The sequence below is a fragment of the Janthinobacterium sp. genome (genome assembly GCF_031995485.1).
In the GTDB taxonomy this organism is placed as follows: Bacteria; Pseudomonadota; Gammaproteobacteria; order Burkholderiales; family Burkholderiaceae_D; genus Janthinobacterium.
On sequence record NZ_DAMAGB010000003.1, the window covers coordinates 52,821 to 70,660 of the forward strand.

Consider the following 17,840-nt stretch of genomic DNA (forward strand, 5'->3'; position numbering starts at 1 on the left):
ACGGCGGCGCAGTTGCGCCGCCACTTTGCGGGCCGTTCAGCCTTCCTTCTGGAAGTGCCTTCGGCCTCGGTTTTTATTGGTGCTGCGGTATTACTGAACTACTCAATCCTTACAAGGCCTGCAGCGCGCCGCGCATGCCATCGGCCGTGATGCGCACCAGCGCGTTGGTGACCGCCTGCGCCAGGCCCGGCACCGCATTCATGTCGCGGCCCCATAATTTTTCATTCGCCAGCCAGCCTTGCGCCAGCTGCGCCAGGCTTTGCTTGCCGCTGTCGACGTCGGCCCAGGCTGACGCAAACCAGTCCAGCGTGGCCGCATCGTCGGACAGCGCAATCACGTCGCCGCGGTACAGGCGGATGGTGGCGGCCAGGGCCAGCACCAGCCGTGGCGGCAGCTGGCCTTTCAGCTCTGCATAGCGCAGCAGTTGCGGCGCGATGCGGGCGGCAAACTTGCTCCAGCTGTTGAGGGCAATCGAGGCCAGGCGGTGCTGGATATACGGGTTGCGAAAACGCAGCAGCACGTCGCGCGCAAACTGCCGCAGCTCGTCCTGCGGCAGCGGCAGGGCGGGGATGATTTCCTGTTCCAGCGTGTCGGCCAGGTAGCCGCCAACCTGTTCGTCGTTGACGGCTTCGCCCACGGTTTCCAGCCCGGCCAGCAGCGCCACCGGCACCAGCGCGGTATGGCCGCCGTTCAGGATGCCGACCTTGCGCTTCTTGTACGGCGTGATGTCGTCAACCAGCTGGATATTCAGGTTGGCGCCGGCCAGTTTCAGTTCGTCGGCCAGCCATGCAGGGCCTTCGATCACGAACAGGTAGTAATACTCGGCGGCCACCAGGAACTGGTCGCGGTAGCCGAGACCTGCTTCGATGTCGGCCTCCTCGCCTTGCGGATAGCCGGTGACGATGCGGTCGACCAGGGTCGAGCAGAATACGCAGGCCGACTCGATCCACGCGGCAAAGCCGGCGTCGAGCTGCCACAGGCGCGCGAAGTGCAGCACGGCGGCTTTCAATGCCGGGCCGTTCTGCTCGATCAGTTCGCACGGCAGCAGCACCACGCCCTTGTCGGCGCTGCCATTGAAATGCGTGTAGCGGTCGAACATCAGGCGCGCCAGCTTGGCGGGGAAGGTCGAGGGCGGCGCGTCATCAAAGGCGTCGGTGTCGTTCACGGCGATCCCTGCTTCGGTGGTGTTCGAGACGATAAAGCGCAGCTCCGGCAATTGCGCCAGCGCCAGGTAGTCGACGTACATGGTGGCCGGATTGATCTCGCGCTGCACGCAGGCAATGGTGCGGCATTCGCTGACGGGCGTGCCGTTTTCATCGAGGCCGCGCACCACGGTGGTAAACAGGCCGTCCTGCACGTCGAGCAGCGGCGAGCCGCTGCCGCCGCGCGGACGCACGACCACCACGCCGGCGTTCAGGCCGCTGCGCTCGTTCAACAGGTCGATCTGCCAGTCGAAAAAGCCGCGCATGAAGTTGCCCTGGCCGAACTGCAGGAATTTGATCGGCAGCGCGAATGGCGCGCTGCGTTTCAACGCTGATACCGGTGCTTGCATGGGAGTGTGGCTCACAGTGAAATGTCGCGTTTCCAGAAAATGAAGTCGTACTGCTGCAGGCGGTCGGCCTTGGCCGTGTACTGGCCGCCGGCGGTGGCCACCACCATATCGAACAGGCCGTTGGCCACTTCCGGCAACGGCGTGCCTTCGATCACGGGGCCGCAGTCATAGTCGATCAGGTCCGACAGTTTTTTGGCGACGCGGGTGTTGCTGGAGATTTTCAATACCGGCACGATCGGGTTGCCGGTTGGCGTGCCCAGGCCGGTGGAAAACAGCACCACGTTGGCGCCCGAGGCAACGATGCCGGTCACCGACTCGACGTCGCCGCCCGGCGTGCACAGCAGCGACAGGCCGGCTTTCGGGCTTTGTTCGCCGTAGTCGAGCACCGAGACGATGGGCGAGGTGCCGCCCTTCTTGGCCGCGCCGGCCGACTTCATCGCGTCGGTAATCAGGCCATCGCGGATATTGCCAGGGCTCGGGTTGTCGGCGAAGTGCGTGCCGACCGCTTCGGCGCGCGCTTCGAAGTCGCGCATCAGGCCCAGGAAGCGGCGCTTGTCGTCGTCGTTTTCGCAGCGCTCGATCAGGTTCGCTTCCACGCCGCACAGCTCGGGGAATTCGGCCAGGATGGACGAGCCGCCAACGGCCACCACCATGTCCGATACCAGGCCCATGGCCGGGTTGGCGGAAATGCCGGAAAAGCCGTCGGAGCCGCCGCACTTGACGCCGATTTTCAGGTGTGACAGCGGCACCGGCTGGCGCGTGACCTTGTTCGCTTCCTTCAGCTGCGCCAGCGTGTCGGTCAGCACGGCCTTCATCATGGCGTCTTCGCTGTCCCACTTCTGCTGTTCGTAGATCAGGCAGGGCTTGTCGAAGTTCGGGTTCTGCGTGGCCAGTGCTTCCTTGAACATGGAAATCTGCGCGTTCTGGCAGCCCAGGCTGAAGACGGTGATGCCGGCCACGTTCGGATGGTCGGCATACGCCGACAGAATCTTGCACAGCGAGCGCGCATCGGCGCGCGTGCCGCCGCAGCCACCGTTGTGCGTGATGATGCGCACGCCATCAAGGTTAGGGAACGGGCGCACCACCGGCTTTGGCGCTTCCATGTCTTCGCCCAGCAGCGACAGCGTGAACGACGCCAGGTCGTTGCGCGTGTAGCCGAGCGGCGCTTCGAGCGCATTGCGCAGATGCTCGACGTTGCGGTTTTCGCAGAACACCAGCGGGAACACCAGCCAGTAATTGGCGGTGCCCACGCGGCCGTCCGGGCGCACCACGCCGGGGAAGGTGGCGCCATCGAGACGGGCCACGTCGGGCGGGGTCCAGGTGTACGGCGCTTGCGGCTCCAGCTCCACTTCCGCCGCATAGTGATGCAGGTTTTCGGTGGTGACGGCCTCGCCGCGGCGGATATCGACCGTGGCCTTGCCGACCGGCACGCCGTACAGGCGCAGGATCTCGCCGGCCGCAAACGCGCGCCTGGCCAGCTTGTGCTTGGTCTTGACGGCGCTGCTGATCAGGATGGATTCACCCTCCCAGTTGACGACTTCGCCGGCGGCCAGGTCGGACAGCGCGACCAGCATGTCGTCGTCGGGGTGAATACACAATACTTTTTGCATGACTGTTGTTCCTGGCGGCGGCTGAGGGATTAGAGCTGGAAGTATTTGCGGGCGTTGTCGTAGCAGATGCCGCGCACGATGGTCGACAGCGCCTCGAAGTCGTTCGGGTATTCGCCGCCGTGCACCCATTCGCCGATCTGGCGGCATACCAGGCGGCGGAAATAGTCGTGGCGCGGGTAGGACGCGAAGCTGCGCGAATCGGTCACCATGCCGACGAACACGCCCAGCACGCTGTGATTGCCGAAGCCGACCAGCTGCTGCAGGTTGCCTTCCTTATGATCGTTGAACCACCAGGCCGGGCCGAACTGCAGCTTGCCGGCGACGGTGCCGTCCTGGAAGTTGCCGACCATGGTCGACAGCACTTCGTTCATGTTCGGGTTCAGGCAGAACAGCATGGTTTTCGGCAGGCGGTCGTCCAGGTCCAGGGCGTTCAGCAAGGACGCCAGGCCGGCGCTGCAGCCCATGTCCGAGATCGAGTCGTAGCCGGTATCCGGGCCCAGTTTCGCGCGCATGCGGTCATTGTTGTTGCGCTGCGCGCCGATGTGCAGGCACATGGTCCAGCCGTAGTTGGCGTACACGCGGCCGATCGCCTCTAACAAACCGCGCAGATACAGGCCGTTTTCCGCGTCGGACAGCAAAGTGCCCTGCAGGCGCTTGGCGAACAGCGCTTCGAGTTCTTCCGGCGTGGCGCCGGCTACCGGCAAGGTGACGTCAACCGCGTGATCCGAGATGCGCGCGCCACGCGAGTGGAAGAATTCCACGCGCACGGCCAGCGCCGCGATCAGCGAGGCAAACGAGGTGACCGGCACCTGCGCCACGTCGCCCAGGCGTTTCAGGTATTCCACGAAGCGCGGCTGGTTGATGCGCATCGCCTTGTCGGGACGGTAGGCCGGCAGCACGCGCGTTTTCAGCTCGGAGCTGGCGATTTCCGCGTGCTGCAGCAGGTCGTCGGCCGGGTCATCGGTGGTGCAGGCGATTTCCACGCCGGCCTGCTGCAGCAGCGACCAGGTGTCCATCGTGGCCAGCTTGGCGTTGGCCTGTTCCCAGATCGCGTCGGCATTCGCTTCGTTGATGATCAGGTCGATATTGAAGATGCGGCGCAGTTCCAGGTGGCTCCAGTGATGAATCGGATTGCCGATCGCCAGCGGCAGCACCTTGCAGAAGGCGCGGAATTTTTCCTGGTCCGAGCGCTCGCCGGTGATGAATTCCTCGGCCACGCCCGAGGTGCGCATCAAACGCCATTTGTAGTGGTCGCCCGCCAGCCACAGCTCGGCGATATTGCGGAAGGTCTTGCGCGCGGCGATTTCGCCTTGTTGCAGGTGCGAGTGGTAATCGATGATCGGCAGGTCCGCCGCCACTTCGTGATACAGCTTGCGGGCTGTTTCCGTGGTGAGTAGAAAATCCTGATTCATGAACTCGGTCATCGTAGCCATCTCCTTGCTTGCGTGTTTTGTCGTGGCACCAACTTGGCGCACTCTGATATATCAGGATATTAAACGTAATATATCAGCGTAAGCAAGGGCAAAAGTGAAGAGGGAACAAAACAGATTGGCGTGGATACAACAGGCAAGGTGAGCAAACAGCCAGGATGCGCAAGCAGCTGGCGGGCTGGCAGCAAGGGAGCTTGTAAAAAAGTAATGAAACCGATTTTTATTGGCATCATGCCGCAAGAGAAAATTCGCGAGCGTGTGCTGGCGATCGCCAGTGGCACCTACCAGCCACAGCCTGACGAACCGAAAGTCTGGTTCGTCTCGATGAAGTCGCTGGCCGAAGTGCTCAGCGACGAGAACCGGGCGCTGTTGCACGTGATGATGGAGATGCAGCCGGAATCGATCTCCGCCTTGGCCGAGGTGACCGGGCGCAAGCAAAGCAATTTGTCACGCACGCTGAAAACCATGTCGCCTTACGGCATCGTGGAATTGAAGCGGGAGCGCAATCAAGTACGTCCCGTGGCCAAAGCCACCGAGTTCCGGATCGTGGCGCAATGATGCATCTATGAAGATGCTTGCAGGGTTTTCCATTGCTGCAATTTGGCCTCATATGCCAAAGTGTACGCCGGGCTGCTCGACGGCAGGCTGACGATACGGTAGCGCTGCGCGTGCTCACCGAGCACCTTCACTCCCAGTTTGGCCGCCGTGCCGCCATTGAACGCAATGGTGTGCAAATGTGGCAGGCCGGCAATCAACGCCACAAGGTCGTTGTCGTCGCGCTCGCGGATATTGCTGTCCAGGCTGCCTAAACGGTGCGCCTGCGCCACCACGTCCCACAGCCCGACGCCCTGCGCCAGCAACGTGGCCAGGCGTTCCTCGTACGGCTGGCTTTTCAGGTCGATGCCCAGCACCGCGCCCAGCAGCAGCCAGAATTTATTTTGCGGATGCGCGTAGTACTGGCTGTGCGCCAGCGATTTTTCGCCGGGCAGGCTGCCCAGTATCAGCAGCCGGGTGTCGAGGTTGACGACGGGATCGAAGCAGCGCTTGCGGGTGTCAAGTGTAGCGAGGGGGAAAGTCAACGGCATTCCTGCATGGGATAAGGAAGCCACCATTCTACGCGCTCGGTGCATGCACAATACGGTGTAGAATTTCCGGATAATTAATAACAGAGACTGCCATGCGTACCATCGACTCCCTGCTGGCGCAGTACGGCGACAGCCACCGCAATTGCGTCAACGAATGGGTGCATATTGTCTGCGTGCCGCTGATCGTGTTCAGCGTGCTGGGCTTGCTGTGGAGCCTGCACCCGGGCGTGGCGCTGGCAGGCTGCATGGCAGCATTGGCGTACTATATGAAGCTGTCGCGGCCGTTCGCGCTTGGCATGCTGGCGATGCTGGCCGTGATGCTGGCGGCGCTGGCGGCGATGCAGCCGATCGTGATCCTGCCGATGTCGCTGGTGCTGTTCGTGCTGGCCTGGATCGGCCAGTTCATCGGCCACCAGATCGAGGGCAAGAAGCCGTCGTTTCTCGACGATCTGCGTTTTTTGCTGATCGGGCCGCTGTTTGTCCTGGGCTTTCTGTACCGCCGCCTGCGGCTGGCGTATTAGGCAGGACGTAACAGATTATTACGATTTCCAGGCTATTTATCAGATGCAACTTGTCTTATCATCAAGGGGCAGCCGATGCCAAGCGACGCGATCGGCGCACCACCACTATCTCGGGAGTTGAACATGAACCCATCGATTATCGCCGTAGCCCTGGCCGCCACCCTGGCTACCCTGGCCGGCTGCGCCGTACAGCCGAATTCGGCCAGTGTCTACAAGGCGCGCCAGGCGCAAAATGAACAGTCCGTGCGCATGGGCACCGTGGAATCGGTACGCCAGGTGACCATCGACAAGGGTGAAAGCGGTACCGGCGTGCTGGCCGGCGCGGCGCTGGGCGGCGTGGCCGGTTCGGCCGTGGGCGGCGGCAAGGGCGCCATTGCGGCCAGCATCCTTGGCGCGGTGGCGGGCGGCATCGCCGGCCAGAGCATCGAAGCGAACTCGGCCAACAAGCCCGGCTTTGAAATCACCGTGCGCCTCGACAATGGCGACATGCGCGCCATCGTGCAGGATGCGGACGAGCAGTTCCGTCCGGGCGAGCGCGTGCGCTTGCTGTCGGATGGCCGCACCACGCGCGTCACCCATTAAGAGTCAGCCAAAGGTTCCGGTCGCCATCAAGCCGGCGGCCGGCGCCAGGCCTTCATGCAGCCAGATGGCAACCAGCGTCATCACCGCTACATACACGATCACGCTCCATACTTTGAGATGCAGCGAGGCTGGCATGATGGGCTCCCTGAAGCGTTGAAGTCGGAAAATATTTATTTAATAATAATACAAATATTTTCATAAATTCAACATTTCTCATGCACGCTGCGCTGCCTCAAGGCTGGTGTGTCGCCATTGCCACTGCTAGGCAAGCCACCGGCGACACCGTATACTGTCGCGATGCCTTCTTCCCTCCTCTTTATTACCGCCTGCCTGATCTGGGGCTCCACCTTCTGGGCCATTACCTTGCAACTGGGCGATGTCGCGCCTGCTGTTTCCGTGGTCTACCGTTTCGGCCTGGCGTCCGCCACGCTGTTTGCCTGGTGCGCCATCCGCGGCGACACCTTGCGCCTGCCGTGGCGCGCGCAAAAATGGATGATGCTGCAGGGCCTGGCCTCGTTCGCGCTCAGCTATGTGTGCACCTACAGCTCGGAGCAATACCTGGTGTCGGCGCTGGTCAGCGTGCTGTTTGCACTGATGGTGTTCTGGACGCCGCTCTTGAACCGCTTTGCCTTCGGAACAAAAATTACCCTCAGCACCTGCTTTGCAGGCGCGGTGGCGGTCTGCGGCATCGTGCTGCTGTTTTACCAGTCGATCGGCGCGGCCTTGAAGGAAATCCTCGGCGGCGGCAATGGCCACTTCCTGCTCGGCTTCATGCTGGCGCTGGTGGCCACCATGGCCAGCACGGTGGGCAATGCACTGGTCATGAAAGTGCGCGCGCATTCGAGCAACGTGATGCTGACCATGGCCTGGACCATGCTGTGGGGCACGTCGATGGTAGCCGTGTGGGCGCTGGCCACCGGCCAGGCGTGGAGCTTGCCGACGCGCGCCAGCTACTGGATGGGCCTGGTCTACCTGGCCCTGTTCGGCTCGGTCATCGCCTTCAGCGCCTATTTCACCCTGATCGCCCGCATCGGCACGCAGAAGACCGTGTATATCGGCGTGGTCACGCCCGTCATTTCCGTGCTGCTGTCGATCCAGTTCGAACACTACCGCCCGGCCGCCATCGAATGGCTCGGCATGGCGCTGTGCCTGGCCAGCGTGGCCTGGGCATTGACCTCCGGCGCGCGCAAGACCCGCATCGCTTCCTCGCTTTCCAGCGCACCTGCAGCACCTACAGCAAAGGCATCATGAGCAGCTCCCCTACCCTCGCCATCCGTCCTGCGCAAGCGTCCGACGTGGCCGCCATCTTCGGCATGATCCATGAACTGGCCGTGTTTGAAAAACTCGAACACATGATGATCGCCACGCCGGACATGCTGCACGACAGCCTGTTCGGCGCGCATCCCGCCTGCGAAGCGCTGGTGGGCGAGGAGAACGGCGAGACGGTTACTTTCGCCCTGTTCTTCCACAATTTTTCCACCTTCCTGTGCCGCAAGGGCCTGTACCTGGAAGACCTGTACGTGAAACAGGCCGCGCGCGGCAAGGGCTACGGCAAGCAGATGCTGGTCGCCCTGGCGCAACTGGCCGTCGAACGCAACTGCGGCCGCTTCGAATGGTCGGTACTGGACTGGAACGAAAACGCGATCAATTTCTACCAGGGCATGGGCGCCGACGTGATGCCGGACTGGCGCATCTGCCGGGTAACGGGAGAAGCGCTGATGAAATTGTCAGCAGGAACACCTTGATCTGCGCAATGACAGCTCACCTGTAACGTCTCGACGCATGACCAGACCGTTGCGAGCGGCAGGAAGAGGCGGCTAAGAAGCGCAACCGTGCTGATGCACGGTGAGCATCGCAGGCTGCCTATTACAACGCGCAGCAGGTATGGTCAGCGTCCACCCCTCAAAAAAAAACCTCACGGGCTAGCGGCACCGTGAGGTAGAACCCATTGTCAAGTGGGAGGGGGAGAATGCAATCAACGGATATGAATATAAACGTTGCACAATTGATTCAGGGCTTCCCTTACATTTGCTTACCGGCTCTTACATTTCCGTCGATGTTGGTTACTATTTCCTCGGTTCAATCAATGTACCGTGCAGGCCGATATGCTGTTGCCTTGCAGGGGTGTAGTTGTGCAATTTGTTATAAACGAACGCGAGACAGTGGGCAACAAAATGGCGAGCCATGCGAGATCTCCTTGACGTGTGAGGCCGGCATGCAACGTAGACGAATGCAGCGCGGAAGATTCAGTGTGGCATCTTCAAGCGCTGCGGCTTTGTGCACGATCAAGCTCCCAGCTTGCCTTTCACTGCCCAGCGCTCCACCAGTTCAAAGACCCCCTGCGTCAGCAGCGCCAGCACGGCGGCGGGAATCGCGCCGGCCAGCAGCATGTCGTTGTCGTTCAGCGCCAGGCCGATGGTGATGCGCTCGCCATAACCGCCCGCGCCGATAAACGCGGCAATGGTCGCCGTGCCCACGCTCATCACCGCGGCAGTTTTCACCCCTGCCAGGATCACGGGCAGGGCCAGCGGCAAGTCCACATGCAGCAGGCGCTGGCGGCCGGTGAGTCCCAGCGCCAGCGCCGCCATGCGCAGGCCGTGCGGTATCTGCAGGATGCCGGTGCAGGTATTGCGCACGATGGGCAGCAGTGCATACACGAACAGCGCCACCAGCGCCGGCACCATGCCGATCATGCCCAGCAGCGGAATCAGCATCGCCAGCAGCGCCAGCGACGGCACCGTCTGCAGAACGCCCACCACCGCCAGCACGCTCTGGCGCAGCGGCGCATAAAACGCCGCCAGCACGCCCAGCGGCACGCCGACCAGGCAGGCCAGCGCCACCGACAGCAGCACCAGCAGCAAATGCTGGCGCGTCAGCGTCCACAGATCGTCGCCGATGATCTTGTCGAGCAGCCCCGCGCGCGCGCCGCCTGCTGCCGGCTTGCCGCCGGACGACGCCAGAAACTGGCTGGCCACAGTGGCAAAGCTCTTGCCGTCGATTTCCACCGCCGCATTCATGCCGATCATGGCCTGCTCGCTGATGCGTCCTTCCAGCTTGTGCAGCGCCTGCCAGGCGGCGGGAAAGCGCGCAGGCATATCCAGGCGATACAGCAGCATGGCGTCGTAGCGGGGAAAATACTGATCGCTGTCGGCCAGCACGCGCAGGCCGTACTGGCGGATCTTGGCGTCGGTCGAATAGATATCGATCACGTCCACCTGCTGCTGCGCCAGCGCTTCATAGGCGATGCCATGATCGAGTCCGCGCGGGCGCTGCGGCAGGCCATAGCGCGCAGCCAGTCCGGGCCAGCCATCGACGCGGCCGATGAATTCATGCGACAGGCCGAATTTCAGCGCAGGATGCGCAGCCAGATCCGCCAGGCTGGCGATGGTTTTCTCATTTCCGCGCATGGCCAGCGCATAGGTGTTGTTGAAGCCCAGCGGCACGGCCACGCCCAGGCCCAGCGGCGCCAGCTCGTGCCGTATCTGCTCCACGCTGACCGGTTTGTCGTGCTTCAGCACTTCGCTGGCGATCGTGCCCGTGTATTCCGCATACACGTCGATGCTGCCCGCCTGCAGCGCAGCGAGCACGATGGCGGTATTGCCCAGGCCCTGGCGGTGCTCGGCCCTGACCTGGGGCGCGGCGGTTTGCCGCACGATCTCGCCGAGGATATACGATTCCGTAAAGCGCTTGGAGCCGACTTTCAGGGTGCCGCTGTCCCCCGCATGGGCCAGCGGCGTGGTGCAGAAAACAAGAAAAACCAGAAAATGAATGACGCGCACGCGGCGCTCCCGGACGAATGATCAATCCGGCAAGCTTACCACCGGCGTGCGCCATGCGCCGCCGTGCACCACGCCCACGCAGGGATTCAAACCCATCGCATACGACAGGTCGGCCGGACGCGCGATGCGCCACAGCGCAAAGTCGGCACGCTTGCCCACCGCCAGGCTGCCTGTCTCGTGCTGCAGACCCAGCGCGCGCGCCGCATGGATGGTGGCGCCGGCCAGCGCTTCCTGCGGCGTCAGGCGCCACAAGGTACAAGCCATGTTCATCGCCAGCAGCAATGAGGTCAGCGGCGAGGTGCCGGGATTGCAGTCGGTCGACACCGCTATCGGCACGCCCGCCGCGCGCAGGGCGGCAATCGGCGGCGCCTGCGTCTCGCGCAAAAAAAAGTATGCACCGGGCAGCAGCACGGCCACCGTGCCGTGGCGCGCCATGTGCTCTATTCCCTCTTGCGACAGGAACTCCAGATGGTCGGCAGACAGGCCGCCAAAGCGCGCCACCAGCGCCGCGCCGCCCTGGTCGGACAGCTGCTCCGCATGCAGCTTGACGGGCAGGCCCAGCGCCTGCGCCGCCTCGAACACCTGCTGCGTCTGCGCCGGCGTAAAGCCGATGCGCTCGCAAAAGGCATCGACCGCGTCGACCAGGCCATCGACCGCCAGCGCGGGCAGCATCTGCCGGCATATGGCATCGATATAATCATCGGCACGGCCCGCATACTCGGGCGGCAGCGCATGGGCGCCGAGAAAGCTGGTGCGCACCGTCACCGGCAAGCGTGCGCCGATCGTTCTCGCCACGCGCAGCATCTTCGCTTCGGATGGCTGGTCCAGTCCATAGCCGGACTTGATCTCCAGCGTGGTCACGCCTTCGGCCAACAGCGCCTGCACGCGCGGCAGGCTTTGCCGCAGCAGTTCGGCGTCGCTGGCCGCGCGCGTGGCGCGCACGGTGGACATGATGCCGCCACCGGCGCGGCTGATGGCTTCATAGCTGGCGCCATTCAGGCGTGCCTCGAATTCATCGCTGCGGTTGCCCGCGTGGACGATATGCGTATGGCAGTCGATCAGGCCCGGCGTCAGCCAGCATCCCTTGCCATCGATGGTGACAGCGCTGCTGGCCGGCAGCGCAGCGCCTGAGCCGATCCAGGCGATGCGGCAGTCCTTGACGGCAATCGCCGCGTCCGGCACTTCGCCGTAGCCATCTTCCATGGTGGCCAGATGGACGTTGTGCAGTACCAGGTCCCAGTCGTGCATGCGCCCTCCTTCAGGTAAACAGGTCGACGAGAAACACCGACGCCGCATCCGTTGCATCGAGCTGCCAGTGCGGTGCGTCATCGGCATCGAGCAGCAGGGCATCGTGGCGGCCCAAGGTGAACGCCTGCCGGCCGCCGCGCGCCAGCAGCGGGCCGTCGCCGGCCACGAACAACAGCGTGCTGGTGCTGCGGCGCACCAGCTGGCATGGCGCGGCAAGGGTCTCCAGCTGATGGCGGCAGCGGCTGCGGCGCGTCATCACATTGAAGTCCAGGGTGGCGCCGCTCACCTGCGCATCGACCTGCGCTTCGCCGGGAAACCACAGCATGGGATTTGCCGCATCGAGCAGCACCGTGCGCGCGCCGTCCAGCGTCAGGCGCACGCACTCGCCTTCGAGCAGCAGCAAGCTGCGGTCGATGCCGGGGAAGACTGAAAACGCGCCATCGGCGGTGATCGCCGCCACGCTGATGCGCCAGTCGAAATTGTCCAGCTGCGCGCCGGGCGGCGACACGGCCAGCTCGCGCGTGCTGCCGCCGCCGTTTTTCCACGGCGCCGCCACGAGGCTGGCATAGGCGATCAGGGTGGCCATCAGAGCGCCCGCAAGCGCGCCAGCGTGCGCTTGTAGGAAGCGGCAATCGCGTCCTGCGCCAGATGGCGCTTGTTACGCACCTGCCACCGTCCGCCGCACAGCACGTCGCGCACCAGATTGTCGTTGCCGCAAAACAGAAAGCTGCCCAGCACATCGCTGACCGCCACGCCGCACAGGTTCGGGTGCGCATCGTCAAGCACCAGCAGGTCGGCGCGGCAGCCGGCTGCCAGCGCCCCCAGCTTGCGCCCCGACGCCTGCGCGCCACCCTGCAGGGCCGTCTGCCACAGATAGTCGCCCACATGGCGCTGCTGCGGCGTGGCCGCGATATTGCGCTGCTGGCGCTGCAGGCGCTGGCCGTATTCGAGCCAGCGCAATTCCTCGACCGGCGACTGCGATACATGGCTGTCGCTGCCGATGCCGAAGCGCCCGCCGGCGGCAATGAATTCAGGCAGGGGAAACAGCCCGTCGCCGAGGTTCGCTTCCGTGGTCGGGCACAGTCCCGCCACGGCGCCGCTGTTGGCGATCAGCGCGATTTCATCGGCGGCCAGATGCGTCGCATGCACCAGGCACCAGCGCGCATCGACATCGAGTTGATCGTACAGATACTGCACCGGACGCCGGCCCGTCGCCGCCAGGCACTGCGCCACCTCGGCCTGCTGCTCGGCGATATGCATGTGCACCGGGCGCTCCGATGGCAAGGCCGCCAGCACCGCTGTTATCTGCTCGATGGAGGCCGCGCGCAGCGAGTGCGGCGCACAGCCCACCTCGACCTGGCCATCGCGCTGGGCTGCCAACGCTTCGACAATGCGCAGTACATCGTCGGCATCGGTGCGAAAGCGCGCCTGTTCCGGCTTCAAAGGCTGCGCGCCAAAACCGGCATGGCTGTACAGCACCGGCAGCATGGTGATACCGATGCCGGACAGGCGCGCCGCCTGCACCACGCGTTCGGCCGTTTCGGCCGGCCGCGCATACAGGCTGCCTGCCGCGTCGCGCTGCAGATAGTGGAATTCGCACACGGCCGTATAGCCGTGGCGCAGGCATTCGGCAAACAGCTGGGCGGCGATGGCTTCGATCTGTTCGGGCGTGATGCGGCCGGCAAAACGGTACATCAGCTCGCGCCAGGTCCAGAAGCTGTCAGGGCCAGATCCCGCCTTTTCCGCCATGCCGCCCAGCGCCCGCTGGAACGCATGCGAATGCAGGTTGACCATCCCCGGCAGCACATATTCGGCCAGCTCCACGCCATCGGGCGGCGCCGCATTGTCCGTCACGCTGGTCAGCTCGCCGGCCGCGTCCCAGCAGATCAGCACATCGCGGCGCCAGCCTTGCGGCAGCAGCGCGTGGCGCGCAAACAGGCTCACCGCCGCACCCACGCCACCGCCGCTTCCATCATGTTCTGCAGCAGCGGCTGCACCTGCGCCGCCAGATCCGGCCGGAACGCAAACGGCGCCGCTTCGTCCATATACAGGCACTGGCACATTTCAAGCTGGATCGCATGCACGCGCTGCTGCGGCTGGCCGTAGTGGCGCGTGATATGGCCGCCCTTGAAGCGGCCGTTCAGCGCCACCGTGAACTGATGTTGCGCACGCGCCAGATCCACCACGGCGCAGGTCAGGCCCGGATCGCAGCTGGCGCCATCGGCCGTGCCAAAGTTCAGGTCGGGCAGCTTGCCGTCGAAAAAACGCGGCACATGCGAGGCGATCGAATGCGCTTCCCACAGCACCACGGCGCCATGCGCGCGCAGCATGCGCGCCAGCTCCTGTTCCAGCTGGCGGTGATACGGCGCCCAGTAGCGCTCCAGGCGCTGGCGCACATCGTGCGCATCGGGTTCGCGGCCCGGCAGATACAAAGGCTCGCGGTGAAAAGTGTCGGCCGGCAGCAGGCCGGTGGTGTCCTGGCCCGGATACAGATTGGTGTCTTCCTGCGGCCGGTTCAGATCGATCGTGTAGCGCGACCAGCGCGCCGACAGCACCGACGCATCCATCTGCTGCAGGTAGCCATGCAGCTCGCGCAAATGCCAGTCCGTATCGGCCTTGAGCAGCGCCTGCGGCGTCATGCGCGCGGCGATCTCGTCGGGAATGTCGGTACCCACATGCGGCATCGACACCAGCAGCGGAATGCTGCCTGCATCAAATTGATAATCCATGATGGTCTCCTGGCGTTCAGGCGTACAGCGGCGCGAACAGCTGTTTGCAGGTCAGGCTCAAGTCGCCGGCAAGCACCATCTGCCGCGCCGCTTCGATATCGGGCGCAAAGTAGCGGTCGGCGTCGAAGAACGGCACCTTCTGGCGCAGCTGGTGGTGCACGTGTTCGAGCTGCGGCGAAGTTTTCAGCGGCCGGTGGAAATCGATGCCCTGCGCCGCGGCCAGCAGCTCGATGCCGATGATCACCGCCGTGTTGTGCGCCATGTCGTCGAGCCGCCGTCCGGCAAAGGTGGCCATGCTCACATGGTCTTCCTGGTTGGCGGAAGTGGGCAGGCTGTCGATGCTGGCCGGATGGGCGAGCGATTTGTTTTCCGACGCCAGCGCGGCGGCCGTCACGTGCGCGATCATGAAGCCGGAATTGATGCCCGGTTCGCGCACCAGGAACGGCGGCAGGCCGGAAAGCGTGGCGTCGATCAATAGCGCGATGCGGCGCTCGGCCAGCGCGCCGATTTCGGCGATCGCCAGCGCCAGCGTGTCGGCCGCAAACGCCACCGGCTCGGCATGGAAATTGCCGCCCGAGACGATTTCGGCCAGCTCGCCGGGACCGTCCTGGAACAGCAGCGGATTGTCGGTGACGGCATTGGCTTCGATCAGCAGCGTGCGGCGCGCATTGACGATCAGGTCCAGGCAGGCGCCCATCACCTGCGGCTGGCAGCGCAGGCTGTACGGGTCCTGCACCCGTTCGTCGCCTTCCAGGTGCGAAGCGCGAATGGTGCTGTGCGCCACCAACTGGCGGTACATCTGCGCCGCCAAAATCTGCCCCGGCTGGCCGCGCACCGCATGCACGCGCGCGTCGAACGGCGCATCGCTGCCCTTGGCCGCGTCGAGCGACAGGGCGCCCGTGACCATCGCCGCCTCCAGCAGCCGCTCGGCCATGAACAGGCCATGCAGCGCCAGCGCGGTCGATACCTGCGTGCCGTTGATCAGCGCCAGCCCCTCCTTGGCCGCCAGCACCACCGGCGCGATGCCGGCCTGCTGCAGCGCTTCCTGCGCCGGCACCAGCACGCCGTTGACGCGCACCTCGCCCACGCCCAGCATGGCCAGCGTCATGTGCGACAGCGGCGCCAGGTCGCCCGAGGCGCCCACTGAGCCCTTGGCGGGAATCGCCGGCATGATGCCCGCGTTGTACAGCGCGATCAGGGTATCGACGATCAGCGCACGCACGCCCGAATAGCCGCGCGCCAGGCTGCCGATTTTCATCAGCATGATCAACCGCACCACGGCGTCGGACAGCAGTGCGCCGGTACCGACCGAGTGCGACAAAATCAGGTTGCGCTGCAATTGCTCCAGCTTGTCGTCGGGGATGCGGGTTTTCGCCAGCAGGCCGAAGCCGGTGTTGATGCCATACGCCGCATCGCCCTTGGCGACGATCGCCTGCACGGCGGCGGCCGAACTTTCGATCACGCCATAGGCTTCGGCGGCGAGATTCAGGGTGGCCGGCGCGGCCCACACGGCGCGCAGGTCGGCCAGGGTCATCGCGCCCGGTTTCAGGGTCCAGCTTTTCATCGGTGGTGTCATGTTTTTTCAATCGATCATGGGCAGGTTCAAACCATTGCGCCTGGCGCAGGCGGCAGCCGTTTCATAGCCGGCATCGGCGTGGCGCATTACGCCCGAGCCGCTGTCATTGACCAGCACGCGCGCCAGGCGTTTTGCCGCGCTTTCCGTGCCATCGGCCACGATCACCATGCCCGCATGCTGAGAATACCCCATGCCGACGCCGCCGCCATGATGCAGCGAGACCCAGGTGGCGCCGCCGGCCGTATTGAGCAGGGCGTTCAGGAGCGGCCAGTCGGACACGGCGTCGGTGCCGTCCTTCATGCTTTCCGTTTCACGGTTCGGACTGGCCACCGAGCCCGTGTCGAGATGGTCGCGGCCGATCACGATGGGCGCCTTCAGCTCGCCCGTGCGCACCATCTCGTTGAAGGCCAGGCCGGCGAGATGGCGCTCGCCCAGGCCCAGCCAGCAAATGCGCGCCGGCAGGCCCTGGAAGGCGATGCGCTCGCGCGCCATGTCCAGCCAGTGGTGCACCTGCGCATGCTGCGGGAACAATTCCTTGATCTTCGCATCGGTCTTGTAGATATCTTCCGGGTCGCCCGACAGCGCCACCCAGCGGAATGGCCCGCGCCCTTCGCAGAACTGCGGGCGGATATACGCCGGCACGAAGCCGGGAAAATCAAACGCATTCTGCACGCCCTGGTCGAGCGCCACCTGGCGGATATTGTTGCCGTAATCGACCGTGTGCACGCCCATCGCATGAAAGTCCAGCATGGCCTGCACATGGGCCGCGCACGAGTCGGCGGCGGCTTGCACCAGCCGCGCATGGCGCTGCGGGTCCTGCTGCGCCGCCTTCCAGTCCGACACACTCCAGCCGCGCGGCAAATAGCCGTTGACCAGGTCATGCGCCGAGGTCTGGTCGGTGACCAGGTCCGGCACCGGGGCGCCCGCTTTCGCGCGCTTGACCAGTTCCGGCAGCACTTCGGCCGCATTGCCCAAGAGGCCGATGGAAATGGCTTGCCTGCGTTCGATGTGATGCGCTATCAGCGCCAGCGCGTCATCGAGGTTGGCCGCCTGCTTGTCCAGGTAGCGCGTGCGCAAGCGAAAATCGATGCTGCTCTGCTGGCACTCGATGGTCAGCGACACGGCGCCGGCCATGGTGGCGGCCAGCGGCTGCGCGCCGCCCATGCCGCCCAGGCCCGCCGTCAGTATCCAGCGCCCGGCCCAGTCGCCGCCGAAATGCTGGCGGCCTGCTTCGGCGAAGGTTTCATAGGTGCCCTGCACGATGCCCTGCGTGCCGATATAGATCCAGCTGCCGGCCGTCATCTGGCCGTACATGAACAGGCCCTGGCGATCGAGTTCGTTGAAGTGTTCCCAGTTGGCCCATTTGGGCACCAGGTTGGAATTGGCGATCAGCACGCGCGGCGCGTCCACATGCGTGCGGAACACGCCGACCGGTTTGCCGGACTGGATCAGCAGCGTCTGGTCTTCTTCCAGTTCGCGCAAAGACACCAGGATCTGGTCGAAACAAGCCCAGTTGCGCGCCGCGCGGCCGATGCCGCCGTACACCACCAGGTGCTGCGGATTTTCCGCCACCTCGGCATCGAGATTATTCTGCACCATGCGGTAGGCCGCTTCGATCTGCCAGTTCCTGCAGGCCAGTTCGGTGCCGCGCGGGGCGCGGATGCTGCGGCTGGCGTCGAAGCGCGGATCGCTGTCCATATCGTTCTTCATGCTGTCTCCTCACAGGGC

General features: G+C 64.4%; 17 protein-coding genes. 5 read left to right on the forward strand and 12 right to left on the reverse strand.

Annotated elements, in window-relative coordinates; all coding sequences use genetic code 11:
* Positions 1 to 109 precede the first annotated feature (109 nt).
* Genes RTQ46_RS03235 through uxaC form a run of 3 tightly spaced genes read right to left on the reverse strand, consistent with a single transcriptional unit; the run spans position 110 to position 4,586 of the window.
* The gene (locus RTQ46_RS03235) at positions 110 to 1,552 is read right to left on the reverse strand and encodes a tagaturonate reductase (protein ID WP_312434568.1); all 1,443 of its coding nucleotides are present in this window, start codon (positions 1,550 to 1,552) and stop codon (positions 110 to 112) included.
* Positions 1,553 to 1,563: 11 nt separating this feature from the next.
* Entirely contained in the window at positions 1,564 to 3,162 is a 1,599-nt protein-coding gene (locus tag RTQ46_RS03240) for an altronate dehydratase family protein (protein ID WP_312434569.1), read from the reverse strand.
* Positions 3,163 to 3,191: 29 nt separating this feature from the next.
* Complete coding sequence (gene uxaC, locus RTQ46_RS03245) at positions 3,192 to 4,586, reverse strand: glucuronate isomerase (RefSeq protein ID WP_312434571.1); 1,395 nt, start codon at positions 4,584 to 4,586, stop codon at positions 3,192 to 3,194.
* A gap of 129 nt (positions 4,587 to 4,715) precedes the next feature.
* Between uxaC and RTQ46_RS03250 the strand changes: the two genes are divergently transcribed.
* Positions 4,716 to 5,150 (forward strand): transcriptional regulator, encoded by a 435-nt coding sequence (locus RTQ46_RS03250; RefSeq protein WP_312434572.1) that lies wholly within the window; start codon positions 4,716 to 4,718, stop codon positions 5,148 to 5,150.
* A 5-nt stretch (positions 5,151 to 5,155) separates the two neighbouring features.
* Here the strand turns inward: RTQ46_RS03250 and RTQ46_RS03255 are convergent, their stop codons facing one another.
* Complete coding sequence (locus tag RTQ46_RS03255) at positions 5,156 to 5,677, reverse strand: DNA-deoxyinosine glycosylase (protein WP_409518293.1); 522 nt, start codon at positions 5,675 to 5,677, stop codon at positions 5,156 to 5,158.
* A 92-nt stretch (positions 5,678 to 5,769) separates the two neighbouring features.
* On the opposite strand from RTQ46_RS03255, the gene RTQ46_RS03260 reads away from it, so the two are divergent.
* On the forward strand, positions 5,770 to 6,198 hold the full coding sequence (locus RTQ46_RS03260) for an Mpo1-like protein (RefSeq protein WP_312434575.1): 429 nt from the start codon (positions 5,770 to 5,772) through the stop codon (positions 6,196 to 6,198).
* 123 nt (positions 6,199 to 6,321) lie between these two features.
* Positions 6,322 to 6,780, forward strand: a complete 459-nt coding sequence (locus RTQ46_RS03265; protein ID WP_312434576.1) for a glycine zipper 2TM domain-containing protein — start codon at positions 6,322 to 6,324, stop codon at positions 6,778 to 6,780.
* 3 nt (positions 6,781 to 6,783) lie between these two features.
* On the opposite strand, the gene RTQ46_RS03270 is transcribed toward RTQ46_RS03265, so the two are convergent.
* Positions 6,784 to 6,915 (reverse strand): hypothetical protein, encoded by a 132-nt coding sequence (locus tag RTQ46_RS03270; protein WP_312434577.1) that lies wholly within the window; start codon positions 6,913 to 6,915, stop codon positions 6,784 to 6,786.
* Between the two features lie 162 nt (positions 6,916 to 7,077).
* On the opposite strand from RTQ46_RS03270, the gene RTQ46_RS03275 reads away from it, so the two are divergent.
* Positions 7,078 to 8,031 (forward strand): EamA family transporter, encoded by a 954-nt coding sequence (locus tag RTQ46_RS03275; protein WP_312434578.1) that lies wholly within the window; start codon positions 7,078 to 7,080, stop codon positions 8,029 to 8,031.
* On the forward strand, positions 8,028 to 8,525 hold the full coding sequence (locus RTQ46_RS03280; protein ID WP_312434580.1) for a GNAT family N-acetyltransferase: 498 nt from the start codon (positions 8,028 to 8,030) through the stop codon (positions 8,523 to 8,525). The genes RTQ46_RS03275 and RTQ46_RS03280 overlap by 4 nt, the downstream gene beginning before the upstream one ends.
* A 540-nt stretch (positions 8,526 to 9,065) precedes the next feature.
* Here the strand turns inward: RTQ46_RS03280 and RTQ46_RS03285 are convergent.
* The 7 genes from RTQ46_RS03285 to hutU are packed head-to-tail and all read right to left on the reverse strand — an operon-like array spanning position 9,066 to position 17,822.
* Positions 9,066 to 10,541, reverse strand: coding sequence for a glycine betaine ABC transporter substrate-binding protein (locus RTQ46_RS03285; RefSeq protein ID WP_312434775.1), 1,476 nt, complete (start codon positions 10,539 to 10,541; stop codon positions 9,066 to 9,068).
* A 39-nt stretch (positions 10,542 to 10,580) separates the two neighbouring features.
* A complete protein-coding gene (gene hutI / locus RTQ46_RS03290) occupies positions 10,581 to 11,807 on the reverse strand; it encodes an imidazolonepropionase (protein ID WP_312434581.1) in 1,227 nt (408 codons plus the stop codon).
* Positions 11,808 to 11,817: 10 nt separating this feature from the next.
* Complete coding sequence (locus tag RTQ46_RS03295) at positions 11,818 to 12,393, reverse strand: HutD family protein (protein WP_312434583.1); 576 nt, start codon at positions 12,391 to 12,393, stop codon at positions 11,818 to 11,820.
* A complete protein-coding gene (locus RTQ46_RS03300) occupies positions 12,393 to 13,763 on the reverse strand; it encodes a formimidoylglutamate deiminase (protein ID WP_312434584.1) in 1,371 nt (456 codons plus the stop codon). The genes RTQ46_RS03295 and RTQ46_RS03300 overlap by 1 nt, the downstream gene beginning before the upstream one ends.
* A complete protein-coding gene (hutG, locus tag RTQ46_RS03305; protein ID WP_312434585.1) occupies positions 13,748 to 14,536 on the reverse strand; it encodes an N-formylglutamate deformylase in 789 nt (262 codons plus the stop codon). The genes RTQ46_RS03300 and hutG overlap by 16 nt, the downstream gene beginning before the upstream one ends.
* A gap of 16 nt (positions 14,537 to 14,552) precedes the next feature.
* Positions 14,553 to 16,112 (reverse strand): histidine ammonia-lyase, encoded by a 1,560-nt coding sequence (gene hutH, locus RTQ46_RS03310; RefSeq protein WP_312434587.1) that lies wholly within the window; start codon positions 16,110 to 16,112, stop codon positions 14,553 to 14,555.
* A gap of 6 nt (positions 16,113 to 16,118) precedes the next feature.
* The gene (gene hutU / locus RTQ46_RS03315) at positions 16,119 to 17,822 is read right to left on the reverse strand and encodes a urocanate hydratase (RefSeq protein ID WP_312434588.1); all 1,704 of its coding nucleotides are present in this window, start codon (positions 17,820 to 17,822) and stop codon (positions 16,119 to 16,121) included.
* Positions 17,823 to 17,840: the final 18 nt, after the last annotated feature.